The sequence below is a fragment of the Lentibacter sp. XHP0401 genome, assembly GCF_025751535.1.
Lineage (GTDB): Bacteria > Pseudomonadota > Alphaproteobacteria > Rhodobacterales > Rhodobacteraceae > Lentibacter.
Window position 1 is genome coordinate 124815 of the sequence record NZ_JAOWLC010000002.1, and the last position, 26964, is coordinate 151778.

The window sequence follows — 26964 nt, forward strand, 5'->3', positions numbered from 1 at the left end:
ATGCTGGCGCTGATTGCAGGGCGTGGAGCGTTGCCCAAGACGATTGCGGGTGCGCAAGAGGTGATGCCACTGATCTGCGCTATGGAGGGGTTTGAGCCTGACGGGCTTGAGGCTGATCTTACATTTAGATTGGAAACTTTGGGAACATTGCTGCTCAGACTGGGCGAGCGCGCTGTGACGGAAGTATGCTTTTGCGGGGTGATCGGGCGGCCAGCTGTAGACCCCAGCAAGCTTGATTCCGAGACATTGCCGCTTGTGCCTATTTTTGTCGAGGCGTTTCAAAAGGGCGATGACGGTGCGCTGCGGGCGGCCATGGGGATATTCGAGCAGACGGGCTTTACGGTGCGGGCTGCACATGAGCTGTTGCCCGACCTGACGCGGCCTGAAGGTGTGCCGACGAAGGTAAAGCCCGAGCCCCGCCACGAGGCGGATGCACTTGTGGGTGAATCTGTGCTGGCCGAGATGGGCGCGCAGGATTTGGGGCAAGCCTGTGTTTTGCGGGCAGGTGAGGTGCTGGCACGGGAAGACGACAACGGGACCGATGCGATGCTGGCGAAGTTTGCCGAGAAATATGTGCCGCACCAGAACGGGCTGGGGCCGCTGGACTGGGCGCTGAACGCGGCGGACTGGATGAGCACGCCGCTGGACAACGCTTGGGACAGGATCGAAAGCTGGCTTGAGGATGCGCCCGAGCCCGTAGAAGGCCCGAAAGCAGCCAACGGGGCAGTGCTTTTCAAGGCGCCCAAACCCGAGCAGGACCGCCGCGCCGATTTGCCGACCATCGGACCCGCCACGGCGATGCGCGCGGCAGAGGCCGGGCTGGACGGGATCATCATCGAGGCGGGCGGTGTGATTGTGCTGGATCAGGAGCATGTCGTGAGAATTCTTGATGCCATGGGCATGTTTTTATGGGTGCGATAAGGCGTATATTTATCGTGGCGGGGGAAGCCTCGGGCGATAAACTGGGGCAGGCTGTAATGCGCGGATTGAAGGCTTTGCAGCCTGACATTGCGTTTTCGGGTGTAGGTGGGCCGCTTATGGAGGCCGAGGGACTCGACTCACTTTTTCCGATGAGCGAGTTGAGCGTAATGGGGCTTGCCGAGGTGCTGCCGAAATACCGCGCGCTTGTGCGGCGCAAAGACGAGACTGTGGCAGCGGCACTGGCGTTTGAGCCTGATCTCTTGCTGACCATCGACAGCCCTGATTTTTGCAAGCGCGTGGCAAAGGATGTGCGCGCAGCCAATCCTGCAATCAGAACGGTACATTATGTTGCGCCCTCGGTTTGGGCATGGCGGCCCAAGCGCGCGGAGAAACTGGCGAAGTTCACCGACAAGGTGCTGACACTCTTGCCGTTTGAGCCGCAACTCATGCAGGCGGCGGGGATGGAGGCGGAGTTTGTCGGCCACCCTGTTGTGGCAGAGCCCAAGGCGAGCCGCGATGATATTGCCGCCTTTCGGGCTGGACACGGGCTTGGTGATGCGCCGCTTTTGTTGTTGCTTCCCGGCTCACGGATGGGCGAGGTGAAGCGGCTTTCAGAGCGCTTTGGGGCTGCGGCGGAGGCTGTTTTGGCCAAGCAGGCGGGAATGCGGGCTGTGGTTGTCGTTGCGGATAATGTGCGGGACTATCTGACCGAAAACGAAGCACTTTTTCCGAAGGGCACGCTTTTTCTCAGCCCTAAAGATGCTGATGAGAAGCGCGCGGCGTTTGCGGCTTGCGATGTGGCGCTGGCGGCTTCCGGCACGGTGTCGCTTGAACTTGCCGCGGCAGGCACACCTATGGTGATCGGTTATGATATGGCGTGGCTGAGCCGTGTGCTCATGTCGCGAATGCTGCTTATTGACACGGTGACGCTTGTGAACCTTGTGAGCGAAACGCGTGCTGTGCCTGAGCGGATTGGCAAGTCCTGCACAGCAAAGGCGCTGGCGGAAGCCGTGTTGGACGTGCTCGCGCAGCCCAACGCGCAGGCGGAGGCGATGCGCCTCACGATGGAGCGGCTGGGCAGAGGCGGAGTAGATCCGGGCCTGCGCGCGGCCAAGGCGCTGCTTAACTGAGCCAAATATACTCGACGGTTTCATCCACACCACGCGCGCTGTCATGCGGAGGACGGATGAGCAGCGCGTTGGCCTTGGCCAGCACTGAAAGCAGCGCAGAATCCTGACGGGATTCGGCCGCGATCCGGCCGTTTTCAACACGCGCGCGCATGTAGTGCTCACGTGGCCCGTTGGCTTCGAGCGGCTTTGAAAGCGTGGCTGTGAAGCGCTGTGAGGGGGCGGCTTTGAGGCCCGTCATGGCGCGCAGGAAGGGCAGCAGAAAGACATGGCCACAAACCATGGCGGAGACGGGGTTTCCGGGCAGACCGATCATCACGGCACGGCCCATCCGGCCAGCCATGAGTGGCTTTCCCGGGCGCATGGCGACTTTGTAGAAGCTTTGCTCAAGGCCGAGGCCTGCGGCGACATCGGCCACGATATCATGATCGCCCACAGAAGCGCCGCCGATTGTGACGATGAGATCAGCGCCTTCACAAAGCGCGAATACGGTTTCCAGACTGGCGCGGGTGTCGCGCGCGATGGGCAGGATGCGGGCCTCGGCTCCGTTGGCATCGAGCAGGGCTTTTAAGCCATAGGTATTGGAGGCGATGATCTGGTCTTGCGCGGGCGTTTCACCCGGCTGGACAAGCTCGTCACCCGTTGAGACCAGCGCAACCACGGGGCGCTTGTAGACGGGCAGCTCTGCGTGGTTCATCGAGGCTGCGAGGGCGATATCGGAGGCTGTGAGTTGGCGCGGAGCGCTCATCTCGTCACCGGTCATGAAATCCTGCCCTGCAGGGCGGATGTTGGATTTACCTTTGTATTCGGTGAGCAGCGTAATGAGCTTGCCGCGGCGCTCGACTTCTTCCTGAATGGCGACCATATCGGCCCCCTCGGGCACGGGAGCACCTGTGAAGATGCGCACGGCTTGCCCCGCACCGAGCTTGCCTATGAAGCTATGGCCGGCGGCAGATTCGCCCACGACGACAAACTGCGCGTGTAGGTCGGCCTCGACCGAATTGAGCGCATAACCATCCATGGATGAGCTCGCGAAAGGCGGCTGTGTGAGCTTGGCTTTGATGGGCTCTGCCAGCACACGGCCAGCGGCTTGCGCAATCGGGCAAAGCTCGGTTGGTTGGGTGCGGACAAGTGCGAAAAGCTGGGCGAGCGCCTCTTCAACGGAGATCATTTGGCTTCATAACGTCCTGATTTTCCACCATCTTTCAGCACAACGCGGGTTGCGCCTATTTCCATGGCTTTGTCGACGGCTTTGACCATATCGTAGACTGTGAGAGCGGCAATGGAGACGGCTGTGAGCGCTTCCATTTCAACGCCTGTTTGCCCCGTTGTCTTGACGGTTGCTGTGATCTGTATGCCTGGCAGGCTTTCATCGGGCTCAAGCTCAAGCGCAACCTTGGTGATGGGCAGCGGGTGACAGAGCGGGATGAGACGCGAGGTTTCTTTTGCCCCCATGATGCCTGCAAGCTGCGCCACGGCGAGGACATCGCCTTTTTTGGCGCGGTCCTCGATGATCATGGCGAGGGTTTCGGGGGCCATGCGGATATGGCCCTTGGCTGTGGCGACACGAGAGGTGACGGCTTTGTCGGAGACATCGACCATATGGGCGTTGCCTGTCTCGTCAAAATGGGTGAGGCCCGACATTTACATGCCTCCAGCGGTGAAAGGGTTGGCCAGAAGTGTGCGTGTGGCGATTTCAACATTCTCCTGCCGCATCAGGCTTTCGCCGATGAGGAAACAACGCGCGCCATAGCGGGCCATTTCGGCAAGGTCATCCGGGGTTGAAAGGCCGCTTTCCGACACGATCATCCGCTCGACAGGAACATGCTTGGAGAGTTTGCGTGATACATCAAGAGAGGTTTCGAAGGTATTGAGATTGCGATTATTTATGCCGATGAGGCGAGAACTTAGCAGGTGTGTGCGTTCGAGCTCTTCAGCATCGTGCACCTCGATCAGCGCGTCCATGCCCCATTCGGTGGCGGCGGCTTCAAGCTCTTGGGCTTGCGCATCGGAGACAGAGGCCATGATGATCAGGATGCAATCTGCGCCGAGTGCGCGGGCTTCGGCGACCTGATAGGTATCGTAGAGAAAATCCTTGCGCAACACAGGCAGGTTGCACGCGGCGCGGGCTTCGGTGAGGAAGCTTTTATCACCTTGAAAACTGGGGGTATCGGTGAGAACCGACAGGCAAGTTGCACCGCCGGCTTCATAGGCCTGTGCCAATGCGGCGGGGTCAAAATCTTCCCGGATGAGACCTTTTGAGGGGCTGGCCTTTTTGATCTCGGCGATGAGGCCGTAGCCTGTTTTGCTTGCTTCAAACAGCGCGTCTGCAAAGGGGCGCACGTGCGGTGCAGCGTGGGCCTCGGCCTCGACCACATCAAGTGGTTTGGCGGCTTTGTCGGCGGCGATTTCCTCAAGCTTGTAAGCTTTGATTTTGTCGAGAATGGTCATGTGGCCTCCGATGTGAATTTGGCAAGGGCTGCAACTTTTTCGGCGGCGCTACCGCTGTCGATGCTCTCGCGCGCCATGTCGACGCCTTGGGCCACTGTATCAGCTTTGCCCGCAACGTGAAGGGCTGCGGCGGAATTGAGCAAAACAGCATCACGATAGGCTGAGGGAGCGCCTGCGAGGAGGGCGCGGAAGGCTGTTGCGTTTTCCGCCGGTGTGCCGCCGATGATCGCCTCGAAGGGATGTTCGGGCAGGCCGGCCTCTTCGGGGTGCAGCTCGTGCTCTGTTACAGAGCCGTCTTCATTGAGCGCGGCGATCCATGAGACGCCTGTAATGGTGAGTTCGTCAGTGCCATCGGAGCCGTGAACCAGCCATGCGCGCTCGCTTCCGAGCTGGCCGAGGGTTTCGGCCATGGGGCGGATCAGATCGCGGCTGAACGTGCCAGTGAGCTGGCGTTTGACGCCTGCCGGGTTTGTCAGCGGGCCGAGGATGTTGAAAATCGTGCGTGTTCCAAGCTCGGCCCGTGCGGGGCCGACATGGGCCATGGCCGGGTGGTGCATGGGCGCCATCATGAAACAAATACCGCAGCTTTCAAGAGCCTTTTCAACCACTTGTGCGCTGATCATCACGTTGATGCCAAGCTCGGTGAGCGCATCGGCTGCGCCTGATTTGGAACTGAGGTTGCGATTGCCGTGTTTGGCCACGGGCACGCCAGCACCTGCAACAACAAAAGCCGTAGCGGTCGAAATGTTGAGTGTTCCCTTGCCATCACCGCCTGTGCCGACGATGTCCATTGCACCTTGAGGTGCTTTGACCGGATGGCATTTGGAACGCATGACAGCCGCAGCGGCGGCGAATTCCTCAACTGTTTCGCCACGTGTGCGTAGGGCCATGAGAAAGCCGCCGATCTGGGCGGGGGTGGCCTCGCCGTTGAACAGCTCGGTGAAGGCAGCCTCGGCCTCGGCGCGGCTGAGCGCGCGCTCGGCGGCGGCACCGATGAGGGGTTTCAGCGTCTGGCTCATGCGGGCTCCTTTGCCATATCAAGGAATGTTTTCAGCATCTTGTGTCCGTGTTCCGAGCGGATTGATTCGGGGTGGAACTGGACGCCATGCAGGGGAAACTCGCGGTGCGCGAGCCCCATGATGGTGCCGTCTTCCAGCTCGGCGGTCACCTCAAGGCAGTCGGGCAGGCTCTCGCGCTCTACCACGAGTGAATGATAGCGGGTGGCCTCGAAGGGCGAGGGCAGGCCCGCGAAGACGCTTTTGCCGTGATGGTGGATGGTGCCCATTTTGCCATGGACGATTTCATGGCAACGCACGACCTTGCCGCCAAAGGCTTCCCCGAGGGTTTGATGCCCCAGACAAACGCCGAGAAGCGGGATGCGTGCCTTGGCAGCGGCGCGGGTAAGTTCAAGGCAAATGCCAGCCTGAGCCGGGTCTTTGGGGCCGGGAGAGACAAGAATTGAGGAGGGGCGCAGGGCGAGAGCCTCGGCTACAGTGAGGGCATCGTTGCGTTTGACCACAACGTCAGCGCCCAATTCGCCGCAATAATGCACCAGATTGTAAGTGAAACTGTCGTAATTATCTATCAGTAGCAGCATCTTGCCAATCGCTCTTAGGAAAGGGCTGGAGGCTCGGCCCAAGGTCGCGGTATACATGTTCAGGGTTCGCAAGGACCGTCAAGGGGCAGTGGCCTTTCAAGGCAGATAAATCAGAGGTGATCGAGTGGCACGCGGATTTCTGAGTGGTGTGATATTGGGAACGGTTGTGGCGGGCGCCGGCGCGGGAGCGCTTTCGCTTGCCACGGATATTCCGCGCGCCCGGGCGCCGCAAACGGGGGTGAGTGCGCCTGAAGTGACGGCTCCTGATATGCAGACGGCAGCTTTGCCTGATGTAAAGGATGAGGCCGAGCAGCCCGCTGTGAAGCCTGCCGCTCCACAGGGCCAAGCACCGGACACAGACCGCACGGCCGAAACAGATACGGCGACGGCAGCAAAGCCGGACGCCACGAGCGAGACAGCTGCCTTGAGCCAACCTGAAACCGGCAGTGCGCCCGAGGTTTTCTCGGAAACCGACACGCCGCCCGGGAACCAGACGCCCGGTGTTGCGCCTGAAATGCCTTTGAGCGAAAGCACTCCCGAGCTGACAGATGAAGCTACGCCCGAGCCCGAAGCTGAAGCGGCACAACCTGTGCCGTTGCCTGACGAGGAGCGTGAAGAAATCACACTGACGGTGCCAAATGTGCCTGAAGCCGAACCGTCAGCTCCTGTTCCTGCTGCGCAAGGCGAGCAGACAGCACGTGTGAGCATCGGAACGCCGGCGCGCACGCTTGGCTCGGGCTCGTCGAGCCGTTTGCCTTCACTTGGAGCCGAGAGCACAGAAAACAGTGGGGACACACCGCAAGATGCCTCTGCGCCCGCGGGCTCTGTCGATATTGCCGATCTGCCGCCTGTGGAGCGCTTCGCCGCACCTTTTGCCGGGCAGGCTGATACGCCCAAAATGGCGATTGTGTTGATTGACGACGGCACGAGCGATATTGGCGTCGAGGCGTTGAGCACCTTTCCTTATCCGCTGAGTTTTGCTGTGGATACCTCCTGGAGCGGGGCGGAAGACGCGATGGCAAAATACCGGGCTTCGGGATTTGAGGTTTTGGCGATGGTCAATCTGCCGAGCGGGGCGCGGGCTACGGATGTGGAAGTGTCGATGCCTGTGCTTTTGGGCAAGGTTCCCGAGGCTGTCGGCATTATGGAAACGCCTGATGCAGGGTTGCAAACCAGCCGCGAGGTGATTGAACAGGTGACGGAATATGCCAATGACAGCGGACATGGGCTGCTGTTGTTTCCCAAGGGGTTGAACACGGCACAGAAGCTTGCGGCGAAAGAAGGCGTGCCCTCGGCCACCGTGTTTCGCGACTTTGACAGCAAGGGGCAGAACGCCAGCACGATCAAACGGTTTTTGAACCATGCGGGGATGAAAGCCGGCGCGGAAGGCGGTGTCGTGATGCTGGGCCGTTTGCGCGCCGATACGATCAGTGCATTGCTGCTTTGGGGGCTGCAAGAACGCGGAGACCGCCTTGAGCTTGCGCCCGTGAGCCAGCTTTTGAAAGTGCAGTAAGCTCTGGCCTCTCTCTAGAGGTTCAATGCTTTCCATTCGCCTTGGGCGATGCCGTGCAGGCTGTGCGGCCCGATACTGACACGGATGAGGCGTAGCGTGGGGTGGCCGACATGGGCTGTCATGCGGCGGACCTGTCGGTTGCGCCCCTCTCTCAAGGTAAGTTCGATCCATGTGTCGGGAATTGCTTTGCGCACACGGATGGGCGGATTGCGCGGCCAGAGCCACAGCGGCTCCGCCACGCGGCGGGCCTTGGCGGGCTTTGTGAGGCCGTCTTTCAGCGTGACACCTTGGGCGAGGGCTAAGAGGGCAGCATCATCAGGTGTGCCTTCGACTTGCACGAGGTATGTTTTGGGCTCTTTGAACTTCGGGTTTGAAAGCCGGGCTTGCAGTTTTCCGTCGTCGGTGAGCAGGAGCAGGCCTTCGCTGTCGCGATCAAGCCGGCCAGCTGGGTAGACGGCTTTTTCGGTGATGTAATCCGACAGCGTCGCGCGCGGGGAGCCGATCGTGCCTTTATCGGTGAACTGGCTCAGCACGCCGAAAGGCTTGTTGAAGAGGATGAGGCGGCTCATTTGGTTATGCGAAGTGAAAGATCGAATTTTCGCTGCGCGAAAATCCGACAGCCTGGGGGCTGGCCCCAAGACGCAGGGTGAACTGGGGGCCAGCCCCCAGACCCCCGGGATATTTGTGGCAAGAAAAAAAGAACGGGCGAAAGGGGGCTTGGTCAGCCATTGCCATTGCCTGTAAAGCGGGCCGCATCGGCGGCGGCGCGGCGGATGGCCCCTGATTTGTGCAGGGTTTCCATATATTCGGCTTCGGGGTCGCTGTCATAGACCACGCCGCCACCTGCTTGAATGTAGAGTGTTTCATCTTTCACCAAGGCGGTGCGCAGCGCGATGCAGACATCCATATCACCATTGGCAGCGAAATAGCCGACGCCGCCGCCGTAGACGCCGCGCTTTTCGGGCTCAAGCTCGTCGATGATCTCCATGGCGCGCACTTTCGGGGCACCTGAAACTGTGCCAGCCGGAAGGCCGGAGAGCAGCGCGGAAAGGGCATCATGCTCTGGCGCAAGCTCGCCCACCACGTTGGAGACGATGTGCATCACATGGCTGTAGCGCTCGATGATGAACTCTTCGGTGGGGCGCACCGTGCCGATTTTGGACACGCGGGCGGTGTCGTTGCGCCCGAGATCAAGCAACATGAGGTGCTCGGCGAGTTCTTTTTGATCGGCCAGAAGATCAAGCTCCAGCGCTTTGTCCTCTTCCGGTGTGGCGCCGCGGGGTCGTGTGCCTGCGATCGGGCGGATTGTCACTTCGTTGCCAAAAACGCGCACGAGGATTTCGGGCGATGCGCCGACAACCTGAAAGCCACCGAAGTTGAAATAGAACATGAAGGGCGAGGGATTGGTGCGCCTGAGGCTGCGATAGAGCGCAAAGGGCGGTTGGCGGAAGGGTTGCGACCAGCGCTGGCTTGGCACGACCTGAAAGATATCGCCTGCGCGGATGTAGTCCTTTGCCTTTTCTACGGCGGCTTTGTAGCCCTCGCGGGTGAAGTTGCTTTTCGGTTCGCTGTCTTCATGGGCTTCGCCAAACTCGCGAGCTTGTTGGGGCAGGGCGCGCTCAAGGTCGCGCACGGCGTCCATCACCCGCTCGGCGGCCTGTGCATAGGCGGCGCGGGCGGACTGGCCATCGCTGGCCCAAGCGGGGGCAACCACGATGACCTCGCCTTTGACGCCATCGAGCACGGCTGTCACCGTGGGGCGCAGGAGCACCGCATCGGGCAGGCCGAGGGTATCTTCAGGAACATTTGGCAGGTGTTCGACAAGGCGGATCATGTCGTAACCCAAGTAGCCGAAGAGGCCTGCCGAGGCGGCGGGCAGGCCCTCGGGCATCTCGATCCGGCTTTCGGCGAGAAGCGCGCGCAGGTTGGCGAGGGGATCACCTGATTGACCTTCAAAGGCGCTTTCATCAAAGCGTGCCTGTCGGTTGAGGCGGCTCTCTGTGCCGTGGCATTGCCAAACCAGATCGGGCTTCATACCGATGATGGAGTAGCGCCCGCGCACTTCGCCGCCTGTGACGGATTCGAGCATAAAGGCGTTTTTAGCAGCACCCGTGAGCTTGAGCATGAGCGACACGGGTGTATCGAGATCGGCGGCAAGGCGGGTGTAGACAAGCTGGTTTTGCCCTGCGTTAAAGCCCTTTTCGAAGGTGTCAAAGGACGGGGTCAGCTCCATCTGGATACCTCTGCCTTACTGAAACTGGGTGTTCACCGCGTTGATCGCGGCTTCATCGAGCGTGACGGGCGTGCGCGCCTGAATGTCGGTGATGAACATGTTGTAAACATCTTGCGCCAGATCATTGCGATACTGATCTTCGAGAAGTTCGCGGGTGCTGGCCAGTTCGGGGTCATCCGGGTTTGGCGCGATGATCATGTCAAGCTGCACGAGGGCCACAATGCCGCCACTGCCGGAGACAGCGGAGTCGCCTTGATTTTGCAGTTTGAAAACATCGACGATGAGCGAGGCAGGGGCATCGGCGAGGAATTCGGAGCGGGACAGCCCGCTTTCAACCCGCGGCGTGACACCGAGGGATGCAAAGGCGCGGCCTTCGCCAAGATCTGCGGCAAGGGCTTCGGCTTTGGCTGTCAAAGCGGCTGTGAGGCGGCTCTGGCGCTCGTCGGCGGTAACTTCGTCACGCACATCGTTGAGCGGTTGGGCCACCGCTGGTTCTTCGGCATCAAGGCGCAGGGCGATGAGGCCGCCATCTTCGAGTTCGATGATTTCAGGGAAATCGTCGGTGGTGATCCTGTCGGCGGCTTCACGAAAGGCCGCGTAGCCTGATGGCCCACCATCGGCGCGGCTGTGCCATTCGATCTGGCCAAGCTCCATAATGGTTTCGGCTGCGATCTCTTCGAGTGTTGCACCGCCTGCGAGCAAGTCTTCGTAGGTGTCGCGCTCGTTGTCGATGAGGCGCCGGGCGCGGCTTTGGGCGAATTCGTCGCGCAGCTCGTCTTTGACATCTTCAAACTCGGTGACCACTGCGTCGAGCACGCCGTTGATACGGAAGAGGGCGGGGCCGAGGCTTGTGGGGAGCGGGCCAACCACAGCACCGCTTTCGGCAGTGAAGACAGCTTCACCGGCATCGTCAAGCTCTGCAAGCGTGACATCGCCCATATCGACATCGCTGAGAGCAAGGCCGCGTTCGGTGACGATGGCTTCAAAATTTTTCTCACCTGAGGCTATGGAACCGGCTGCGGCGCTGGCCTCTTCTTCGGAGGAAAACACCAAGCGCTCGACAAGGCGGCGCTCGGGGCGGTTAAGCTCGGCGGCGCGCTCTTCAAAGAGCTGTTGCAGGGTGGTTTCGTCTACCTCGACCTGTTCGATCATCTGCTCGGGGGTGAGCAGTGCGTAGGTGATTTTGCGCAGATCGGGGGTCATGTAGCGCGACTGGTTTTCCGCGTGAAAGGCCACGAGTTGCTCTTCGGTTGCCTCTTCAAGCGGAGCCTCCAGTGTGCTCTCGTCAATCAGAGCCCAAGTGAAATCACGCTCTTCGCCGAGAAAGTTGATGATTGTGTCGGCATAGACAGGTGTTGGCTCGATGTTGCTGAACATGGCGGATTGCACGATGCCACGGGCCATTTCCTCGCGCACGATCGTTTCATATTCGGCTTCGGTGAGGCCGATCTGTTGCAGGCGGAAGCGGTAATCCTCGCGGTTGAATGTGCCGTCGATGCCTTGGAACGCATCTGTGGTGACGATCTGGCGCGCGAGGCGGTCATCCCCGACAGAGAGGCCGATGCGGGCTGTCTCATAATCAAGCGAGCGCGAGGCGATCAACTGTGAAAGCACGATGCGGTCGAGTTGTTGCGCCTGTGCTTCGGCAAAGCTGAGTGTGCCGCCAGAGGCCGAGCTTTGGCTCTGCAACATCTGTTGCAGCGCGCGTGAATAGCTTTGGGTTGTGATGGGTTTGTCGCCCACAGCACCGACTGTGCGCACGGAGCCGCCCAGATTGGTGACGCCGAAGCCGCCAAGCCCGAGGATGAGCATGCCCATCAGGATCCAGACCAGTGTCTTTGTTGTTTTGCCACTCGCGTTCATCACGCTCTCCTCACGCCCAATTCTTGAAGGCAGTGTCTAAGGGTTTGCGCGTGCAGGGGCAAGGGGCAGAGGGGGGCTTAAACGTTTGTCTTTTCGAGGCGATCAAACAGGGTTTTTACGCCCGTCGCATCAACATTGGCAAAGGCGATGCGAAGTTCACGATTTGCAGCGGCATCGTTTACGGGGCGGAACATGGTTCCGGGCAGGCAGAGGACGCTTTGCTGTGCCACCAGTGCTTTGGCCAACTGGTCGGAGCGGGCCTCGAAGGGGTGTGCGACATAGGCGAAATAAGCGCCAAGGCCGAGAAGCTGCCAACCTTGCGTGGCCAAACGCGGGAACTCTGTTTCAATCGCTGCGCGACGAGCAAGAATTTCTGCGCGCTCTCCTGCGAGCCATTGGCTGAGGTTCTGCATACCCCAGAGTGCGCCGAACTGGCCGATCTGGCTTGGGCAGATGGTGACGGTGTCGAGGAATTTCTCGACTTCGGCAAGGCGGGCCTGTGACGCTGTGATCGCGCCGACGCGGTGGCCTGTGAGGCGGTAGGCTTTGGAAAAGGAGTAAAGCTGAATAAGTGTATCCTGCCAGCCGTGGCGGGTGAAGAGATCATGCGGTGCGCCAGTGCGGCTGTCAAAGTCGCGGTAGGTTTCATCGACAATGAGGGCGATGCCGTGCTCCTGGGCGAGATCAAAGAAGGCGCCGACAAGCTCGGCCGGGTATTCAACGCCAGCAGGGTTGTTGGGGGTGACCAGCGCAATCGCACGGGTGCGCGGTGTGATCAGCGCGCGGGCTTGTTCGGGATCAGGCAGAAGGCCTGCACCTGCGGGCAAGGGCACGCTGTTCACACCGGACATATCGAGCCACATTTTGTGGTTGAAATACCAAGGGGTCGGCAGGATCACCTCGTCGCCTTCGGCGCAGAGCGTGGCTATGGTGGCGGCAAAGGCCTGATTGCAGCCCGAGGTGATGGCGACTTCGGCTTCAGCGATTTCGCCGCCGTAGCTTTCGCGCCACCGGCCTGCCACTTCGGCACGCAGGGCGGGCAGGCCGAGGGACGGCCCGTAAAGGTGCATTTCCGGGCGGGTAAGAAGCGCTTCGGCCATTGCTTTGCGCATCGCTTCGGGCGGCGGCTCTGTCGGCGCGGCCTGGCTCACGTTGATCAGCGGGCGGTTGGCGGGAAAGCTTACCCCCTCAAGCCAGCGGCGCGCTTCTTGCACGGGTGGCGGAAAGGTTGTCGCGGTGCGGGGCAGGGTCATTGGGCAACTCTTGTTGTGGGGCGGGAGCCTCCGAATGGTAGAAATAGCAGGTGTCAATCTGCGCCGCGATAGGGTTGCACATATTGTAGTGCCATGTCCCACGGGAAGAAAATCCACGTATCCTGACTGACACCTGTGATGAAGGTATCAGCCTGTTTTTCGCCTTCGGGCTTGGCGTAGACGCAGGCGAAGTGGGCGTTTGGGTAGAGTGAGCGGACAAGCTCGAGGGTTTTGCCGCTGTCGACCAGATCATCGACCACGAGGATGCCTGTGCCATCGCCCATCATGTCGGCGTCGGGGGCTTTGAGCACTTCGGCATCGCGGCGCTGGTCGGCTTTGCCACCGCCCGAGTGATAGGATTTGACTGAAATCGTATCGACAGTGCGGATATCAAGCTCGCGGGCCACGATCATGGCCGGGGCCATGCCGCCGCGGGTGATGGCAACCACGGCGCGCCATTGTCCACTGTCGGGGCCTTTGCCATCGAGCCGCCACGCGAGCGCACGGCTGTCGCGGTGAATTTGATCCCAGGAGATATGGAAGCCTTTTTCATGTGGCAAACGATCGGTCATGGCAGCGAATCCTTTTGGTGCTATTTCGAGAAGATGAGGCGCAGTCCGAGTGCGCCGAGTATGAGTGCGGCTGTGCGATCAAGGACAGGCTTGAGGCGCAGATAGCCCGCGCGGGCGGGGGCTGTGGAGAGGGCAAGCGCGAAGAGCGTGTAAACAATCCATTCCACGAGCAAGTGATTGAGCGCGATGCCGGCCTTTTCCGTGAGGCTCATACCTTGCGGGAAGATCACCAGAAGCACGGCAGAGGCGAATATCACTGATTTCGGATTGCCCATGTTTACGGCGAAGCCTGTGAAAAACGCTCGGCGCAGTTTCGGGGCTTCTGCTGAAGTGGGAATGAGCGGTTTGGTTGCGTCTTTCCACATGCCATAGGCGATATAAATCAGGTAGAGCGCGCCACCTGTTTTGAGCGCCGTGTAGGCCCATGGAAAGAGGTTGAACACGCCCTCAAGGCCCAAGAGCGCGAGGCCTGTCCATATTGCGGCCATTGTGCCGAGCCCGAGGCCCGTGACAATGCCCGCCATGCGGCCTGACGTGAGGGTGGTTTTGAGGGCGAGCAGCAGCGCGGGGCCGGGGCTGGCCATGGAGGCCAGAAGTGTGAGGTTGAACGCGATGAGGGTTGCGACTGTCATATTGCCACCCTTGCCGCGAGCGCGCCAAGGAGTACGGCTGCGGTTCTATCAAGCACGCGCTTGGCGCGTTGGTAGGCGTTTATGATGCGCCTGCTGCCCAAGCCGTAGGCCAAGAGGCTGTAAAAGGCGATTTCGAGCAGAAAGTGGTTTCCGACAACAATGAGTTTTGCGTTGAGGTCCAGATCTTGCGGCATGATCGTTGCGAAAATCGCTGCGATAAACAAAACGGCTTTCGGGTTTGACAGGTTGCCAAGGATGCCCAGAGAGAAGCCCCGCAGCGCGCCTTTGGCCATGGCTGGCGGGGCGCCTGCCTTGCGCCATGTCGTTATGGCCAGCCATACCAGATAGAGTGCGCCCGTGGTTTTGATCGCGAAATAGGCCGCTGGCGCGGCAGCAAAGAAGGCGGTGAGCCCCGTGAGAGCCAGAATTGTCCAGAGCGTTGCTGCTGTCGCGAGGCCAAGCCCCGTGCGCAGAGCGCCCTGACGGCCTTCGGACATGGCCGAGCGGAGCATCAATAGAAAGGCAGGCCCGGGGCTGGCGAGGGCTGCCAATATAGCGAGATTAAAGGCTATGAGGTGCCCTGGCTCCACCGCGTCAGTCCTTGCGGCCTGTCACAACGTCAATATCCGGGGCATCGACGGCCTTCATGCCGACAACATGATAACCCGCATCGACATGCAGGTTTTCGCCCGTCACGCCCGAACCGAGATCGGACAGAAGATAAAGAGCGGATTTGCCGACATCGTCGATTGTCACGTTGCGGCGGAGCGGTGAGTTGAGCTCGTTCCATTTGAGGATATAGCGAAAATCACCGATGCCCGAGGCGGCGAGCGTTTTGATCGGGCCAGCCGAGATTGAATTGACGCGGATGCCGTCTTTGCCGAGATCTTCGGCGAGATATTTCACGGAAGCCTCAAGCGCGGCTTTGGCAACGCCCATCACGTTGTAGTGCGGCATGACCTGCTCGGCGCCGTAATAGGTGAGGGTGAGAGCTGATCCGCCAGCGTTCATCATTTTTTCGGCGCGCTGCATGATTGCGGTGAAGGAATAGACCGAAATGTCCATTGTCATGGTGAAGTTGTCGCGGCTGGTTTCGACATAGCGACCGCGCAGCTCGTTTTTATCGGAGAAGCCGATGGCGTGGACCACGAAATCAAGCTGACCCCATTCTTTTTGCAACTCGGCGAAGAGCGCGTCCATTGAGGCCTCATCGCCCACATCGCAGGGCAGAACAAGGCTTGAGCCAAGTTGGGCAGCCAGAGGGTTGACCCGCTTGAGCAGAGCCTCGCCCTGATAGGAAAAGGCCAGCTCGGCACCTGCATCGGCGCAGGCTTTGGCGATACCCCAGGCGATAGATTTGTCATTGGCAAGGCCCATGATGAGGCCGCGCTTGCCTGCCAACAGTTGATTGGACATGTTTGATCTCCGCCCGTGTGATAAAGTTAATGGGTTATTGACGTCTTTAGGCGATTGCCTAGGGTGCTTCAAGTCTGAGGACAAAACTGCAAACAGCAAAGGGAAAAAAGATGGCGGACCGCACGGGACTTTTTGCAGGAGACGACCCCTTTGTGATTGCGCAGAGCTGGCTGACCACGGCGGAAGAAAGCGAGCCGAACGATGCAAACGCGATTGCGCTTTCGACCGTTGATAGCGACGGGCTGCCCAACGTGCGTATGGTTCTACTTAAAGAAATTGAGGCTGATGCCTTTGTTTTTTATACCAATTACGGCTCGGCCAAGGCACAGGAGCTTGACGGGGCGGGCAAGGGTGCATTTGTGATGCACTGGAAATCGCTGCGCCGCCAAGTGCGGGTGCGTGGGCTTGTGAGCCGTGAAGAAGGCCCTCAGGCTGACGCATATTACAAGTCGCGCTCGCTGAAGAGCCGTTTGGGGGCTTGGGCCTCGGAACAGTCGCAGCCGCTCAGTTCGCGCACAAGTCTGATGGCCAAAGTGGCCAGGATTACGGCTGAAAAAGGCACGAACCCTGACCGCCCGCCTTTTTGGGGCGGTTACCGGATCACACCGCTGGAAATCGAGTTTTGGGCGGACGGTGCTTTCCGGTTGCATGATCGCTTCAAATGGAGCCGTGAAGCCGTTGATATGCCTTGGAAAATACAGCGTCTGAACCCCTGAAATCTCTTCTGTTGTGACGCTAAGTGGCGTCTTGTTACGTAACGTGATAACAATTGAGTTGATTTGTCGATTTCTGAATTTGGGGTTGAATAACGCGCCCGATTCCACGCACAAAGCTTATGGGGACGGAGTGTAACGGATAGGAAAGTTAGAGAATTATCGTGGATGACGAAACGTTAGTCTACGGCAGCGTCAAGTGGTTTGACCCCGCAAAGGGGTTTGGCTTTGTTGTTGCCGATGAGGGGGGGCCGGATATCCTGCTCCATGCTAATGTGTTGAGGAATTTTGGGCAGAACTCGGTCGCTGACGGCGCACGGGTTCATATCAAAGTACTCTCTACAGAGCGTGGTGTGCAGGCGATCGAGGTGCTCGAAATCGAACCGCCAGAATCATTTGATCAGGTTGCATTGGCCGATTTTGAAGAAATCGACCCGGCAATTATTGCTGCGGCGCCGCTTCAGGCTGCGCGGGTGAAGTGGTTTGACAAAACCAAGGGCTTCGGATTTGCCAATGTTTTTGGCAGCACGGACGATGTGTTTGTGCATATCGAGGTTTTGCGCCGCTCGGGCTTTGCCGATTTGCAGCCGGGAGAAGCTGTTGTTATCAAGGTTATTGATGGCAAACGCGGACGTATGGCAACGGAGGTTCGCTCTTGGGAGAGCGCGGCAAACAGCTGAGAACCGGGATTTGCGCCGTGCTGTTCAGCGGCGTGATGGCTGTGCCGGTTTGGGCCGGATGTACGCCTGACGAGGTGAAGCTGCGCGGGTCTTGGGGGCAGGCGCGGTTTACTGTCGAACTGGCGGATGACGCCAGCGAGCGGGCGCAAGGCCTGATGCACCGTGAAAGCCTGCCGCGCAGTGCCGGAATGCTCTTTGCATATGAGACCCCTTCGGAGGTGAGCTTCTGGATGCGCAACACTTTGATACCGCTTGATTTGCTGTTTGTTGATGAGACGGGGCAGGTCAACCACATTCATAGCGAGGCGCAACCCCTTGATGAGACATTGATTCCGAGCAATGGAAAGGCGCTTGCTGTGCTTGAGATCAATGGGGGCTTGGCCGCGCAATACGGCATCACCGTTGGTAGTGAAATGCAGCATCAAGTCTTTGATCAGGCTGGTGCAGTCTGGCCTTGTGAGAGATAGAGTGCGGCCCCTGTGAGGGCGGCGGCTTCATCTTCCAGAATATGAAAAGCAAAGCTTTGCATGAGGGGCGTATATGCACCACGTGTCTCGAAGGACGTGCGGAACGCGCCGTGATCGAGGTGTCTGAAAATGGCGCGACCTAGGCTGCCAGCGAGCCAGATTCCGCCATAGGGCAGCGCACCTAAGACCAGATCTCCGATATAGCACCCCAAAACCTTAAGATAGAGCTTAAGGGTCTCTTCGTGCCAATTTGAAGTGATGTCTGCCGCAGTGATATTTTGGCCAGTAAGTGCGTGATGTAGATGCGGAAGCGAGGCGCCCGAGAGCACGGCTTCCATCACGGGTGCGCCGTGACGACGGGCGCATTGGCTGAGAATGCGGTTTTCTGTTGTGCCGAGCAAAGGCAAATGGGCATAGCCAAGCTCTGCGGCGGGGGCGCTCCAGAGTCCGTGTGCCTTGCGAAGCACAGCCGCGTTGAGTCCTGTGCCGATGTTGAGCACGAGCCGGGGGCCTGTGGGCGCAGAGAAGGTGGCAAGTGCGTAACCCATGGCCTGTAAGTCATTGAGCAGATGCGCTTTTGCAAAGGGAAGGCGGGTGGTGTCGATCAGCCAGGGGTGGTTGGTGAGTTGGATAGTATTGTCTTGAACGGGCCCGGCTGCGGCGATGCAGGCGGTGTCTGGTGTTTCGCGCTGTGTAAGGTAGCGCGCGAGGGCGGCCTCAAAGCTTGGGTAAGCGTTGTTTGGTGTGTGCCAGATCGTGTCAGGCAAAAGCGCACCGTTTTTCGCCAGCGCAAAACGGCTGTTGGTTCCGCCAATATCGGCGAGGAGGGCGAGGGGTTGTGCCATGGGGTGAGTTTGGCACAGGTTGGGCCAAAGAAAAACGCCCCGGCGCATAGCCGAGGCGTTTTGTTGTCGCGCAAAAGCACTTAGCCGCGGCGGCGGCCGCCTGTGCGGCCTGCACGGCCACGATGCTCCTGGCCTGCTTTGGGTGCGACACGGTTGAAATTGATCCAGGCGGCGCCGCCGTCATCGTTGTTGGTGAGGAAGTTGGCTGCGCGGATCGCTTCCATCTCTTTACCGGCACGCGCCTTTGTGGAGCCTATGCCAAAGAGTTGGCAGAAGGCTTCGTCGTCCATATCCGAAGGCAGGATGATCCCTGCGGCCTCGGCCTCGGCACGCTTTTCGGCGATTTTGGTGGGGCCTGTTGCGATGGCGACGGGGTTCATGATCGCCGATGTCATGCCAGCGGTGATGGCCATGGGCAGGAAGGCGTTGTTGATACCGTGGCGGTTGGGCAGGCCGAAGCTGATGTTGGAAGCGCCACAAGTTGTGTTCACGCCGAGCTCTTCGCGCAGGCGGCGCACAAGGGTGAAGACTTGTAGGCCCGCTGTGCCCATTGCGCCGATGGGCATGACCAGTGGGTCGACCACGATATCGTGCGCAGGGATGCCGAAATCGGCGGCGCGTTCGACGATTTTTTTGGCGACGGCAAAGCGCACATCGGGGTCTTCGGAGATACCTGTATCGTCGTTTGAAATGGCTACGACCGGCACGTTGTATTTTTTCACAAGCGGGAGCACAAGCTCAAGGCGCTCTTCCTCGCCTGTGACAGAGTTGAGCAGCGGGCGGCCCTCGGCGGCGGCGAGGCCGTTTTCCAAAGCACCGGGCACCGAACTGTCGATGCAAAGCGGTGAATCTGTTACGGCCTGCACATGCTCGATGAGTTGCCTCATGAGCGTGGGCTCAACGAAGTTGTTGTCGGCATAGCGGGGGTCTTCGGCCATTTTTTTGGAGAAAACGGCGCCCGAGTTGATATCAAGGATGGTCGCACCCGCCGCAACTTGCGCCAGCGCGTCAGCCTGCACGCGGGTAAAGTCGCCGCGCTCGAGCTCTTCATTCAGGATCTTGCGGCCTGTCGGGTTGATGCGTTCGCCGATCACGGTGAAAGGCTGATCAAAGCCGATGATGGCTGTTTTTGTTTTGGATTCGACGATCGTTCTTGTCATTTCAGCGCTTTCTTATGCTTGGTTTGCGACGGCGTTTACTGGCGTGCCGGACGCGCCGCCGTTGTCTGTCGCCCATTGGGCGTTGGTTTTGATACCACCGAGCGGGAAGAAGTGCACCTGCTCGATGTTGAAATCGGGGTTGGCGGCTTTGTGGGCTGCCAACTCTGCGAGCACTTCTGTGGGCTCGTAGGGCAGGAGCAGTTTTGTCACGTCCATCGCGCGCTTTTGCAACACTTTGAGCGAGGGGCCAACGCCACAGGCGATGGCGAATTTGATCAGGGTTTGCAGCTTGGCGGGGCCAGCTATTCCGATATGCACGGGAATATCGACGCCTGCTTCTTTGAGGCTGTTGGCCCATGTGATGATCGGGCCGGCCTCAAAGGCAAATTGGGTGGCGAGGGCCATGCTGGCATCGGTGCGCTCGGAGAACTTTTGCTTCCACTGGAGTGCTTCATCGACGTTTTTGCTGCCGCCGTTGATGTCGATATCCTTGTTGCCTTCGGGGTGCCCTGCAACATGCAGGCGGGTGAAACCTGCTTTATCAAAGAGGCCACTTTCGAGAAGCTGCATGGAGGAGTGGAACGCCCCGTGAGGCTCGGCCACGCCGCCTGCGAGCACAAGCGCTTGTTTCACGTCGGCTTCGCCCTGATACATGGCGATCCAGTTGGCAAGCGTGGCTTCATCCTTGATGATACGCGCAGGGAAATGCGGCATGACGTCAAAGCCTTCTGCGTTAATGCGCGCAGCGGTTTCAACCATCTCCTCAATCGGAGTGCCCTCTATGTGGGCGATGTAGACGCGTGTGCCCTGTGGCAGGATATCGCGGAAACTTTCGACCTTGGAGGCGGTGCGGGGCATCACTTCGATGGAGTATCCATGCAGGAAAGCTTCCATATGGGCAGGATTGCCAGCAGCGGGCTTAGCGTCGGTTTTGCGGCGGAAATTCAATAGAGCCATTGTGGCCTCCCAGATGCTCATTTGGCTGTGGACCAGCCTTCGTTTGCGATCAGCGTTTTGATACGCTCTTGGTCATATTCGGCGTCGATACGTGCAACTTCGGCAGCGGCGATTTCGGCGGGGTCGCCTTCAAGAGAGAAAGGGGCTGCTTTTCGCCACTCGGCCATGTAGGCATCACCGTCTTTTGCGCCGATTTTCATGGCGGCACGGTCGATTGCTTGTTCGAAGCGCTCGGGTAGCGGGCCTTTCGAGCCGCGGCGGCCTTTGCCCACGATGACCTGCGCAGGAATGTCGCGCCAGTATACGATTGTGACGTCAGGCATGGTTGATTCCCTTTTCCTTGTTTGATCACGTCTAAAGGACGTTGAACGCCCTACAGCGCCCGTTTTCGACTTTGCGGCGCATTTGTGCGACCTTGCGCACATTTCAAACTGAAATTGAACCGCAACGCCCCGTGCGTTGCCTCGAAAAATACTCATGACCTTGATGAGGCCAGGCTCAGGTGCTTGACTGTGAGGTCGTGTTTTCTGCCGGGCAGCTTTGGTTGACAGGAGAGTGGGCCATCCGCTACGCCGACTGAAAATTTGGTCTGGAGCAGGTATGGTTATCAAAGTCGAAGCACATAAAATTGCTTATATGGCGCTGCCAAAGGCTGCGTGCTCATCGGTTAAAATGGCTTTAGGCTATATTGACCCTGCTTTGGATGGAAAAGACCGTGATGCGTTCTCGACTGCGAAGTGGCACCGTCTTTACCAAACCATGCGGTTTCGCGAAGACCGGTGGAAGCCATATTACAATGAAGAGTGGTTTAGTTTCTGTATTGTACGCGATCCGTTGAAGCGGCTTTTGTCGAGCTACTATAACCGTGTTGTCGAGATGCGTGACTTGCAGAAGAAAACTGTTTTCATCGAGGGGGTGCCCGAGCTGCCGCTTGAGCCTGATCCTGATTTCTTTTTTCAGAATCTGATGGGGTATCGTGAGATAAACACCTCGATCAAGCATCACACGATTGGCGCGCAAGTCTTTTTGGGGCCAAAGCCGCTGCGCTTTACTAAGGTGTATAAAACAAGTGAGCTTGGCGAATTGAGCCGTGATTTGTCGGAAAGATCCGGTCGGGAAGTGAGCCTGCCGCACGTTAACTCGAGCGGGCAGAAACTGACAGCCGAGCAGCTCAAGCCCGAGACGCTGGCGGCCATAAAACCGTTTATGGACACTCAATACGAGTATTTGTCCGAGTATTTTAAAAACCCTCTGTGACGGTTCGAGCATTTCGGAAACCCCTTGCAGAAGGCGGGTGCGCAGCATAGTTTGAGAGCAACACGAAATGGAGGGCGTACCTATGACGCCCAGGCGTCCCACAGGTGCGGGCGCTATCCCGAGAACGGTTGAGAGCTCCGCGCCCAATCCGCTTGATTCTGGTCCGCTATACGCGGCGCTGGACTTGGGCACTAACAGTTGTCGCATGTTGATTGCCCAACCTAAGGGCAGTCAATTTCATGTGGTTGATAGCTATTCAAAGTCGGTGCAACTCGGGCTGGGCCTTGAGAGCACGGGGCGGCTTTCGCGCAGTTCGATGCAACGCACGATTCAGGCGCTAAAAACCTGTCAGCAAAAGCTCAAGCGTCATAAAGTGCGCAAGATGCGGCTTGTGGCCACTGAAGCCTGCCGCCGTGCGAGCAACGGGGCAGAGTTTATGGCCAAGATCAAGCGCGAGACAGGGCTTGTGCTTGAGATTATTCCTGCCGAGGAAGAAGCGCGTCTGGCGGTGATTTCCTGCGCACCGCTGGTCAGCGCCAAGACCGAGCAGCTTCTGGTTGTGGATATTGGCGGGGGCTCGACCGAGCTTGTCTGGATTGACCTTTCCGATGTTCCAAAGAAGCAGCGCGCTAAGGCGATTATGAGAATGCACCGCGGCTTTGGCCATGTGCAGGAAGGTGAGCCCGCGGCGAAAGTTGTCGACTGGATATCGGTGCCTTTGGGAGTGGCTACACTGAAAGACCAGTTTGCCGATGTCGAAGATGATGCCGCGCGGTTTGCTCTGATGAGCTGGTTCTTCGAGGAAAATCTTGCAGATTTCACGCCCTATCAGGATGTGCAGCAGCGCGAGCGCTTCCAGATTGTGGGCACCTCGGGAACGGTGACAACTGTTGCGGCGAGCCATCTGGGCTTGAGGCGTTATGACCGCACCAAAGTTGACGGACTCAGGATGAGTTCCGAAGAGATCGACGCGGTGATCCGTGATTACCTTGCACTTGGCCCGGAGGGGCGGCGGAGTGATCCGCGCATCGGACAGGACAGGCAGGCGTTGATCATGTCGGGGAGTGCGATTTTGCAGGCGCTTTTGCGTTGTTGGCCGACCGACAAGCTGAGTGTGGCCGACCGAGGGCTGCGCGAAGGCTTGCTTTATGCTCAAATGAGTGCGGATGGTGTGTTGGAGGATGGGCCTTTTTAGGCTAGAGCAAAGTCATGGCAAAAAAACCGGACGGAAAAAACACATCGGGGCGCGGACAGCGCGAACTGAAAGTGAAAGTTAAAACGGCGCGGGGGCGACGCAGTTCTTCGACGCGCTGGCTTCAGCGGCAGTTGAATGACCCTTATGTAAAGCGCGCGCAGGCTGAGGGCTATCGCGGGCGCGCTGCGTTCAAGATTATGGAACTGGACGACAAGTTCGGCTTTCTTGTGCCAGGTGCGCGGGTTGTTGACCTTGGTTGTGCGCCAGGGGGCTGGCTTCAGGTGGCTGTGCCACGGGTAAATGCGCTTGGTGATAAGGCCGGCCCGCAAGGCAGGCTCCTTGGGGTCGATTTGCAGGTGGTTGAGCCTGTGACGGGCTGCGAGATCCACCAGCTTGATTTCATGGACGAGGGGGCTGACGGGCAGGTCAAGGAATGGCTCGGCGGCAAGGCCGATGTGGTGATGTCGGACATGGCAGCGTCAAGTTCGGGCCATAAACAGACCGATCACTTGCGTATCATTTCGCTGTGCGAGGCTGCGGCTTACTTTGCCTTTGATGTGCTGGAAGAGGGTGGAACCTTTGTGGCGAAAGTTTTGGCTGGTGGCGCTGAGGGCGAGCTGCAAAAACTGCTCAAGCAAAAGTTTACCAAGGTGGTGAATGTGAAGCCACCCAGCTCGCGCAGTGACAGCTCGGAGAAATTTGTGATTGCGACAGGCTTTCGCGGTTAGGCACTATGCGGCAGCGTGCAGGCTTTTTCGGGCCGATGCGATGAAATGTTGTGCATCGGTTAGCTCTGTGGTGTCGCGTGCGGTTTCGGGGCAGGCGGCTGAGGCCAGATTCTGCTGGCGGATCAGTTCAAAAAGCCGCGCATGGCGCGGCGCATTTGTGACATGGTTCATAGCGGTTCCTTTACAGCCAGATACCCACACCCAAGCCGATTGCGGTTAACATCGTACTTAAATGCGGCGAAAGTCGACCGTAAGTGATGCTTTTTCGTGAACTTTGCTGTGTAACGTTTGACGTTGTGTCAGGTCGGAAGCGGCTTTTCTTTTAGGTGTGTTGTGCTCATATGGTGCCTATGATGCAAGATCAAATCAGCGATATTTTTATTATAGGCGGCGGTGTGAACGGCTGCGGTATTGCCCGAGATGCGGCGGGGCGCGGGTTGAGTGTGACGCTTGTGGAGCAGGGGGATCTGGCGTCTGGCACATCGTCGGCTTCGACCAAGCTGTTTCACGGCGGGTTGCGATACCTTGAGTATTTCGAATTACGGCTTGTGCGCGAAGCGCTGAAAGAACGCGAAGTTTTGCTTGGCATGATGCCACATATCAGCTGGCCGATGCGGTTTGTGCTGCCTTTGAGCCCTGACATGCGCTTTGATACGGAGACCCCTGCGGCAAGGCTGTTGGCGAGGGTGATGCCATGGATGAAGGGGCGGCGGCCTGACTGGATGATCCGTCTGGGGCTGTTTCTGTATGACCATTTGGGCGGACGTAAAGAGCTGCCTGCGACTTCTGGTTTGCGACTGAAGGGCACAGCCGAGGGCGCGGTGCTTGATGAGCGGTTTGCCCGCGCGTTCGAGTATTCGGATGTTTGGGTGGATGACGCGCGGCTTGTGAGCCTGAATGCGCGCGATGCGCACGAGCGGGGCGCACATGTTCTGACCCGCACCCGCTTTGTGAATGCCGCGCGCGTGGACGGGCTTTGGCAGGTCACTGTTGAGTGTGACGGCGTGAATGAGGTGCATCGGGCACGAGCCTTGGTGAACGCGGCGGGGCCTTGGGTTGCGGAGGCTTTGAGCCATGTTAGCACCGGGATGCGCGGGCAGATCAGACTGGTGCGAGGCTCCCATATTGTTGTTCCCAAACTTTACGATCACGACAAATGCTATTTCTTGCAAGGCACGGACGGGCGGATCTGTTTTCTTATCCCTTATGAAGAAGATTTCACGCTTATTGGCACAACCGATGCTGACCATAGCTCGGTCGACGAGCGCCCAGAAGCAAGTGAAGCGGAGCAGGCTTATCTTATAGAATTTGTGAACAGTTACTTGCGTGCCGATATTTCGCTGGCTGATGTGGTTTGGTCTTACTCGGGCGTTCGGCCTTTGCAGGATGACGGCCAAACAAGTGCCTCGGCGGCCACGCGGGATTATGAATTGCGCCTTGAAGCGGGAGAGGCTCCGCTGCTTACAGTCTTTGGCGGAAAGATTACCACCTATCGCAAACTTGCGGAGGCGGCTGTTAGCAAACTTGCGCCTGAACATGCGCCCTGGACGAAGGGTGTGGCACTGGCCGGGGGTGATTTTACTGTGAGCGAAAAACCGGCTCTGGAGGCGCGTGTTGCCGAGGCTTATCCGTTTATTGAGCCTCGCACCGTGCGGCGGCTTGTGCGAAGTTACGGGCTTGATGTGTTTGAAGTGCTTGGAGATTGTGTTGCTCTCGTTGATCTTGGCGCAGGATTAAGCACGCGGGAGGTTGACTGGCTGATAGGGCATGAGTTTGCGCTCACAGCTGAGGACATTCTCTGGCGGCGTAGCAAGCTGGGGTTGCGGATGAATGCTGACGGTGTCGCCGCGCTTGAGGCCTATCTGGCAGCGCGCTAAACTGGCGTGAAGGGGGAAAGATGCGGTATATTCTGGCGATTGATCAGGGCACGACAAGCTCGCGTGCGATTGTGTTTGATGAAGCAATGCGCCCGCGTGGCAGCGCGCAGGAAGAGTTCGAGCAGCATTTCCCCCAGTCCGGATGGGTGGAGCATGCACCGGACGATCTTTGGCAGACGGTGCTGCGCACATGTTTTGGGGCGTTGGAGGCCGCAGGCATAGAGGCAGAGGCTCTGGCGGGCATCGGCATCACCAACCAGCGCGAAACCACGGTGCTTTGGGACCGCGCCACGGGAGTGCCGCTTTATAACGCGATTGTCTGGCAGGACAGGCGCACGAGCGAGGCCTGTGCTGCGCTGAAAGAGGCGGGGCATGAGGCCGAGGTGCGTGCAAAGACCGGGCTGTTGCTTGACCCGTATTTCAGCGGCACCAAACTTGCCTGGCTTTTGGACAACGTTGCAGGTGCACGCGCGCGGGCCGAGGCGGGGCAACTGGCTTTTGGCACTGTGGACAGCTGGCTTTTGTGGAAGCTGACGTCTGGCCGTGTGCATGCAACAGATGCGACCAACGCGGCGCGCACCTTGCTTTATGACATTCACGAGGGAGATTGGTCGCCGGAAATTTGTGCGCTTCTGGATATTCCGGTGAGCCTTTTGCCTGAGGTGAGGGACTGCGCGGGGCGCTTCGGGGAGACGGAAGCTCTCGGAGCGCCCGTGCCTATACTGGGCATCGCAGGGGACCAGCAGGCGGCGACGATCGGGCAGGGGTGTTTCAGCGCCGGTATGATGAAGGCGACCTACGGGACAGGATGTTTTGCGCTGCTGAATACGGGTGCGGATGCTGTAACTTCGGAACATAAGCTTTTGACAACAATAGCGTATCAGCTCGACGGTGAAGTGACATATGCGCTTGAAGGCTCTATATTTGTCGCGGGTGCTGTCGTGCAATGGTTGCGCGACGGGCTCGGAATTATCGGCTCGGCACGCGAAACACAGGCTCTTGCCGAAGCGGCGGATGCGGGGCATGACGTTATCATTGTGCCTGCCTTCACGGGGCTTGGTGCGCCCTATTGGAACCCCGAGTGCCGCGGTGCGGCTTTTGGGCTGACGCGGGCCACGGGGCCTGCCGAAATGGTGCGGGCGGCGCTGCAATCAGTAGGCTATCAGACCCGCGATTTACTTGAGGCGATGCGGGCAGATGGGGGGGCTTTTGCAGAGGCTGCTCTCAGGGTGGATGGCGGGATGTGTGCCTCGGATTGGACGATGCAGTTTTTGGCCGACATCACCGGCACGCAAGTTGACAGACCCACAGTGCTTGAGACCACGGCGCTTGGCGCGGCATGGCTTGCAGGGCACGCGGCGGGGCTCTATCCGGATCAGGCGGGGTTTGCGGATATGTGGCAGCTTGACCGCAGCTTTGAGCCGCAGATGAACGAAGAGATGCGCGCAGCCAAGTATGCCCGCTGGCAGCGGGCCGTAGCGGCCGCGCAGGCGGTTTGAGACGAATT

The 26964-nt window shown here is 58.9% G+C and carries 29 protein-coding genes; 11 read left to right on the forward strand and 18 right to left on the reverse strand.

From position 1 onward, the window contains the following. Both OE750_RS03475 and lpxB read left to right on the forward strand, forming a co-directional pair. A complete protein-coding gene (locus OE750_RS03475; RefSeq protein WP_263761427.1) occupies positions 1 to 921 on the forward strand; it encodes an LpxI family protein in 921 nt (306 codons plus the stop codon). After that, positions 909 to 2051 (forward strand): lipid-A-disaccharide synthase, encoded by a 1143-nt coding sequence (gene lpxB / locus OE750_RS03480; RefSeq protein WP_263761429.1) that lies wholly within the window; start codon positions 909 to 911, stop codon positions 2049 to 2051. The genes OE750_RS03475 and lpxB overlap by 13 nt, the downstream gene beginning before the upstream one ends. On the opposite strand, the gene glp is transcribed toward lpxB, so the two are convergent. From glp to OE750_RS03505, 5 genes are read right to left on the reverse strand one after another with little or no spacing between them, the layout of a single operon-like run. After that, positions 2044 to 3219 carry a gephyrin-like molybdotransferase Glp gene (gene glp / locus OE750_RS03485; RefSeq protein ID WP_263761432.1) on the reverse strand — a complete coding sequence of 392 codons (1176 nt, stop codon included), beginning with the start codon at positions 3217 to 3219 and terminating at the stop codon, positions 2044 to 2046. The two genes, lpxB and glp, sit on opposite strands and share 8 nt — an antisense overlap. Beyond that, positions 3216 to 3692 carry a cyclic pyranopterin monophosphate synthase MoaC gene (moaC, locus tag OE750_RS03490; protein ID WP_263761434.1) on the reverse strand — a complete coding sequence of 159 codons (477 nt, stop codon included), beginning with the start codon at positions 3690 to 3692 and terminating at the stop codon, positions 3216 to 3218. Before moaC ends, glp begins: the two co-directional genes overlap by 4 nt. After that, the gene (gene trpC, locus OE750_RS03495; RefSeq protein ID WP_263761436.1) at positions 3693 to 4499 is read right to left on the reverse strand and encodes an indole-3-glycerol phosphate synthase TrpC; all 807 of its coding nucleotides are present in this window, start codon (positions 4497 to 4499) and stop codon (positions 3693 to 3695) included. It lies immediately after the preceding gene. Further along, positions 4496 to 5518, reverse strand: a complete 1023-nt coding sequence (trpD, locus tag OE750_RS03500; RefSeq protein WP_263761438.1) for an anthranilate phosphoribosyltransferase — start codon at positions 5516 to 5518, stop codon at positions 4496 to 4498. The genes trpC and trpD overlap by 4 nt, the downstream gene beginning before the upstream one ends. After that, complete coding sequence (locus tag OE750_RS03505; RefSeq protein ID WP_263761440.1) at positions 5515 to 6096, reverse strand: anthranilate synthase component II; 582 nt, start codon at positions 6094 to 6096, stop codon at positions 5515 to 5517. The genes trpD and OE750_RS03505 overlap by 4 nt, the downstream gene beginning before the upstream one ends. A 124-nt stretch (positions 6097 to 6220) precedes the next feature. Here OE750_RS03505 and OE750_RS03510 point away from each other — a divergent pair, with 124 nt between their 5' ends. After that, the gene (locus tag OE750_RS03510) at positions 6221 to 7609 is read left to right on the forward strand and encodes a divergent polysaccharide deacteylase family protein (protein ID WP_263761444.1); all 1389 of its coding nucleotides are present in this window, start codon (positions 6221 to 6223) and stop codon (positions 7607 to 7609) included. Positions 7610 to 7623: 14 nt separating this feature from the next. Here the strand turns inward: OE750_RS03510 and OE750_RS03515 are convergent, their stop codons facing one another. From OE750_RS03515 to fabI, 8 genes are all read right to left on the reverse strand, one after another. Next, positions 7624 to 8178, reverse strand: coding sequence for a pseudouridine synthase (locus OE750_RS03515; RefSeq protein ID WP_263761447.1), 555 nt, complete (start codon positions 8176 to 8178; stop codon positions 7624 to 7626). Between the two features lie 152 nt (positions 8179 to 8330). Then, entirely contained in the window at positions 8331 to 9842 is a 1512-nt protein-coding gene (gene trpE, locus OE750_RS03520) for an anthranilate synthase component I (RefSeq protein WP_263761449.1), read from the reverse strand. A gap of 15 nt (positions 9843 to 9857) precedes the next feature. Continuing rightward, the gene (locus tag OE750_RS03525; RefSeq protein WP_263761451.1) at positions 9858 to 11705 is read right to left on the reverse strand and encodes a peptidylprolyl isomerase; all 1848 of its coding nucleotides are present in this window, start codon (positions 11703 to 11705) and stop codon (positions 9858 to 9860) included. Positions 11706 to 11782: 77 nt separating this feature from the next. Continuing rightward, positions 11783 to 12958: an aminotransferase gene (locus tag OE750_RS03530; protein ID WP_263761452.1), complete on the reverse strand. Its 1176-nt coding sequence runs from the start codon at positions 12956 to 12958 to the stop codon at positions 11783 to 11785. Positions 12959 to 13011: 53 nt separating this feature from the next. Then, on the reverse strand, positions 13012 to 13530 hold the full coding sequence (gene gpt, locus OE750_RS03535) for a xanthine phosphoribosyltransferase (RefSeq protein ID WP_263761454.1): 519 nt from the start codon (positions 13528 to 13530) through the stop codon (positions 13012 to 13014). A 20-nt stretch (positions 13531 to 13550) separates the two neighbouring features. Then, positions 13551 to 14162, reverse strand: coding sequence for a LysE family translocator (locus OE750_RS03540; protein ID WP_263761456.1), 612 nt, complete (start codon positions 14160 to 14162; stop codon positions 13551 to 13553). Continuing rightward, entirely contained in the window at positions 14159 to 14752 is a 594-nt protein-coding gene (locus OE750_RS03545) for a LysE family translocator (RefSeq protein WP_263761458.1), read from the reverse strand. The genes OE750_RS03540 and OE750_RS03545 overlap by 4 nt, the downstream gene beginning before the upstream one ends. A 4-nt stretch (positions 14753 to 14756) precedes the next feature. Beyond that, positions 14757 to 15578 carry an enoyl-ACP reductase FabI gene (gene fabI, locus OE750_RS03550; RefSeq protein ID WP_263761460.1) on the reverse strand — a complete coding sequence of 274 codons (822 nt, stop codon included), beginning with the start codon at positions 15576 to 15578 and terminating at the stop codon, positions 14757 to 14759. Positions 15579 to 15688: 110 nt separating this feature from the next. Between fabI and pdxH the strand changes: the two genes are divergently transcribed. The 3 genes from pdxH (at position 15689) to OE750_RS03565 (ending at position 17438) form a co-directional block, all read left to right on the forward strand. After that, positions 15689 to 16294: a pyridoxamine 5'-phosphate oxidase gene (gene pdxH / locus OE750_RS03555; RefSeq protein ID WP_263761463.1), complete on the forward strand. Its 606-nt coding sequence runs from the start codon at positions 15689 to 15691 to the stop codon at positions 16292 to 16294. 161 nt (positions 16295 to 16455) lie between these two features. Next, the gene (locus tag OE750_RS03560; RefSeq protein ID WP_412176190.1) at positions 16456 to 16971 is read left to right on the forward strand and encodes a cold-shock protein; all 516 of its coding nucleotides are present in this window, start codon (positions 16456 to 16458) and stop codon (positions 16969 to 16971) included. A gap of 35 nt (positions 16972 to 17006) precedes the next feature. After that, positions 17007 to 17438: a DUF192 domain-containing protein gene (locus OE750_RS03565; protein WP_263762012.1), complete on the forward strand. Its 432-nt coding sequence runs from the start codon at positions 17007 to 17009 to the stop codon at positions 17436 to 17438. Here OE750_RS03565 and OE750_RS03570 read toward each other — a convergent pair. The 4 genes from OE750_RS03570 to OE750_RS03585 form a co-directional block, all read right to left on the reverse strand. Next, a complete protein-coding gene (locus OE750_RS03570; protein WP_263761465.1) occupies positions 17405 to 18283 on the reverse strand; it encodes a glucokinase in 879 nt (292 codons plus the stop codon). The genes OE750_RS03565 and OE750_RS03570 overlap by 34 nt on opposite strands. Before the next feature lie 80 nt (positions 18284 to 18363). Beyond that, positions 18364 to 19443 (reverse strand): methyltetrahydrofolate cobalamin methyltransferase, encoded by a 1080-nt coding sequence (locus tag OE750_RS03575; protein WP_263761468.1) that lies wholly within the window; start codon positions 19441 to 19443, stop codon positions 18364 to 18366. 12 nt (positions 19444 to 19455) lie between these two features. Further along, on the reverse strand, positions 19456 to 20400 hold the full coding sequence (locus tag OE750_RS03580; protein ID WP_263761470.1) for a methylenetetrahydrofolate reductase: 945 nt from the start codon (positions 20398 to 20400) through the stop codon (positions 19456 to 19458). A 17-nt stretch (positions 20401 to 20417) separates the two neighbouring features. Beyond that, positions 20418 to 20723 (reverse strand): virulence factor, encoded by a 306-nt coding sequence (locus OE750_RS03585; RefSeq protein WP_263761472.1) that lies wholly within the window; start codon positions 20721 to 20723, stop codon positions 20418 to 20420. Positions 20724 to 21000: 277 nt separating this feature from the next. On the opposite strand from OE750_RS03585, the gene OE750_RS03590 reads away from it, so the two are divergent. The 3 genes from OE750_RS03590 (at position 21001) to OE750_RS03600 (ending at position 23580) form a co-directional block, all read left to right on the forward strand. After that, positions 21001 to 21657: a sulfotransferase family protein gene (locus OE750_RS03590; protein WP_263761474.1), complete on the forward strand. Its 657-nt coding sequence runs from the start codon at positions 21001 to 21003 to the stop codon at positions 21655 to 21657. An 82-nt stretch (positions 21658 to 21739) separates the two neighbouring features. Then, a complete protein-coding gene (locus tag OE750_RS03595; protein WP_263761476.1) occupies positions 21740 to 22852 on the forward strand; it encodes a Ppx/GppA phosphatase family protein in 1113 nt (370 codons plus the stop codon). Between the two features lie 14 nt (positions 22853 to 22866). Continuing rightward, positions 22867 to 23580, forward strand: a complete 714-nt coding sequence (locus tag OE750_RS03600) for an RlmE family RNA methyltransferase (RefSeq protein ID WP_263761478.1) — start codon at positions 22867 to 22869, stop codon at positions 23578 to 23580. 3 nt (positions 23581 to 23583) lie between these two features. On the opposite strand, the gene OE750_RS03605 is transcribed toward OE750_RS03600, so the two are convergent. After that, complete coding sequence (locus OE750_RS03605) at positions 23584 to 23751, reverse strand: hypothetical protein (RefSeq protein WP_263761480.1); 168 nt, start codon at positions 23749 to 23751, stop codon at positions 23584 to 23586. A gap of 179 nt (positions 23752 to 23930) precedes the next feature. Between OE750_RS03605 and glpD the strand changes: the two genes are divergently transcribed. Together glpD and glpK are read left to right on the forward strand one after the other, a co-directional pair. Beyond that, positions 23931 to 25457: a glycerol-3-phosphate dehydrogenase gene (gene glpD, locus OE750_RS03610; protein WP_412176191.1), complete on the forward strand. Its 1527-nt coding sequence runs from the start codon at positions 23931 to 23933 to the stop codon at positions 25455 to 25457. A 20-nt stretch (positions 25458 to 25477) separates the two neighbouring features. Then, positions 25478 to 26956 carry a glycerol kinase GlpK gene (gene glpK / locus OE750_RS03615; RefSeq protein WP_263761484.1) on the forward strand — a complete coding sequence of 493 codons (1479 nt, stop codon included), beginning with the start codon at positions 25478 to 25480 and terminating at the stop codon, positions 26954 to 26956. Positions 26957 to 26964: the final 8 nt, after the last annotated feature.

What these genes read in the sequence shown, in the direction of transcription:
- OE750_RS03475 (WP_263761427.1), top strand. Translation starts at nt 1, where the DNA reads ATGCTGGCGCTGATTGCAGGGCGTGGAGCGTTGCCCAAGACGATTGCG.
- lpxB (WP_263761429.1), top strand. Translation starts at nt 909, where the DNA reads ATGGGTGCGATAAGGCGTATATTTATCGTGGCGGGGGAAGCCTCGGGC.
- glp (WP_263761432.1), bottom strand. Translation starts at nt 3,219, where the DNA reads ATGATCTCCGTTGAAGAGGCGCTCGCCCAGCTTTTCGCACTTGTCCGC.
- moaC (WP_263761434.1), bottom strand. Translation starts at nt 3,692, where the DNA reads ATGTCGGGCCTCACCCATTTTGACGAGACAGGCAACGCCCATATGGTC.
- trpC (WP_263761436.1), bottom strand. Translation starts at nt 4,499, where the DNA reads ATGACCATTCTCGACAAAATCAAAGCTTACAAGCTTGAGGAAATCGCC.
- trpD (WP_263761438.1), bottom strand. Translation starts at nt 5,518, where the DNA reads ATGAGCCAGACGCTGAAACCCCTCATCGGTGCCGCCGCCGAGCGCGCG.
- OE750_RS03505 (WP_263761440.1), bottom strand. Translation starts at nt 6,096, where the DNA reads ATGCTGCTACTGATAGATAATTACGACAGTTTCACTTACAATCTGGTG.
- OE750_RS03515 (WP_263761447.1), bottom strand. Translation starts at nt 8,178, where the DNA reads ATGAGCCGCCTCATCCTCTTCAACAAGCCTTTCGGCGTGCTGAGCCAG.
- trpE (WP_263761449.1), bottom strand. Translation starts at nt 9,842, where the DNA reads ATGGAGCTGACCCCGTCCTTTGACACCTTCGAAAAGGGCTTTAACGCA.
- OE750_RS03525 (WP_263761451.1), bottom strand. Translation starts at nt 11,705, where the DNA reads ATGAACGCGAGTGGCAAAACAACAAAGACACTGGTCTGGATCCTGATG.
- OE750_RS03530 (WP_263761452.1), bottom strand. Translation starts at nt 12,958, where the DNA reads ATGACCCTGCCCCGCACCGCGACAACCTTTCCGCCACCCGTGCAAGAA.
- gpt (WP_263761454.1), bottom strand. Translation starts at nt 13,530, where the DNA reads ATGACCGATCGTTTGCCACATGAAAAAGGCTTCCATATCTCCTGGGAT.
- OE750_RS03540 (WP_263761456.1), bottom strand. Translation starts at nt 14,162, where the DNA reads ATGACAGTCGCAACCCTCATCGCGTTCAACCTCACACTTCTGGCCTCC.
- fabI (WP_263761460.1), bottom strand. Translation starts at nt 15,578, where the DNA reads ATGTCCAATCAACTGTTGGCAGGCAAGCGCGGCCTCATCATGGGCCTT.
- pdxH (WP_263761463.1), top strand. Translation starts at nt 15,689, where the DNA reads ATGGCGGACCGCACGGGACTTTTTGCAGGAGACGACCCCTTTGTGATT.
- OE750_RS03565 (WP_263762012.1), top strand. Translation starts at nt 17,007, where the DNA reads ATGGCTGTGCCGGTTTGGGCCGGATGTACGCCTGACGAGGTGAAGCTG.
- OE750_RS03570 (WP_263761465.1), bottom strand. Translation starts at nt 18,283, where the DNA reads ATGGCACAACCCCTCGCCCTCCTCGCCGATATTGGCGGAACCAACAGC.
- OE750_RS03575 (WP_263761468.1), bottom strand. Translation starts at nt 19,443, where the DNA reads ATGACAAGAACGATCGTCGAATCCAAAACAAAAACAGCCATCATCGGC.
- OE750_RS03580 (WP_263761470.1), bottom strand. Translation starts at nt 20,400, where the DNA reads ATGGCTCTATTGAATTTCCGCCGCAAAACCGACGCTAAGCCCGCTGCT.
- OE750_RS03585 (WP_263761472.1), bottom strand. Translation starts at nt 20,723, where the DNA reads ATGCCTGACGTCACAATCGTATACTGGCGCGACATTCCTGCGCAGGTC.
- OE750_RS03590 (WP_263761474.1), top strand. Translation starts at nt 21,001, where the DNA reads ATGGTTATCAAAGTCGAAGCACATAAAATTGCTTATATGGCGCTGCCA.
- OE750_RS03595 (WP_263761476.1), top strand. Translation starts at nt 21,740, where the DNA reads ATGACGCCCAGGCGTCCCACAGGTGCGGGCGCTATCCCGAGAACGGTT.
- OE750_RS03600 (WP_263761478.1), top strand. Translation starts at nt 22,867, where the DNA reads ATGGCAAAAAAACCGGACGGAAAAAACACATCGGGGCGCGGACAGCGC.
- OE750_RS03605 (WP_263761480.1), bottom strand. Translation starts at nt 23,751, where the DNA reads ATGAACCATGTCACAAATGCGCCGCGCCATGCGCGGCTTTTTGAACTG.
- glpD (WP_412176191.1), top strand. Translation starts at nt 23,931, where the DNA reads ATGATGCAAGATCAAATCAGCGATATTTTTATTATAGGCGGCGGTGTG.
- glpK (WP_263761484.1), top strand. Translation starts at nt 25,478, where the DNA reads ATGCGGTATATTCTGGCGATTGATCAGGGCACGACAAGCTCGCGTGCG.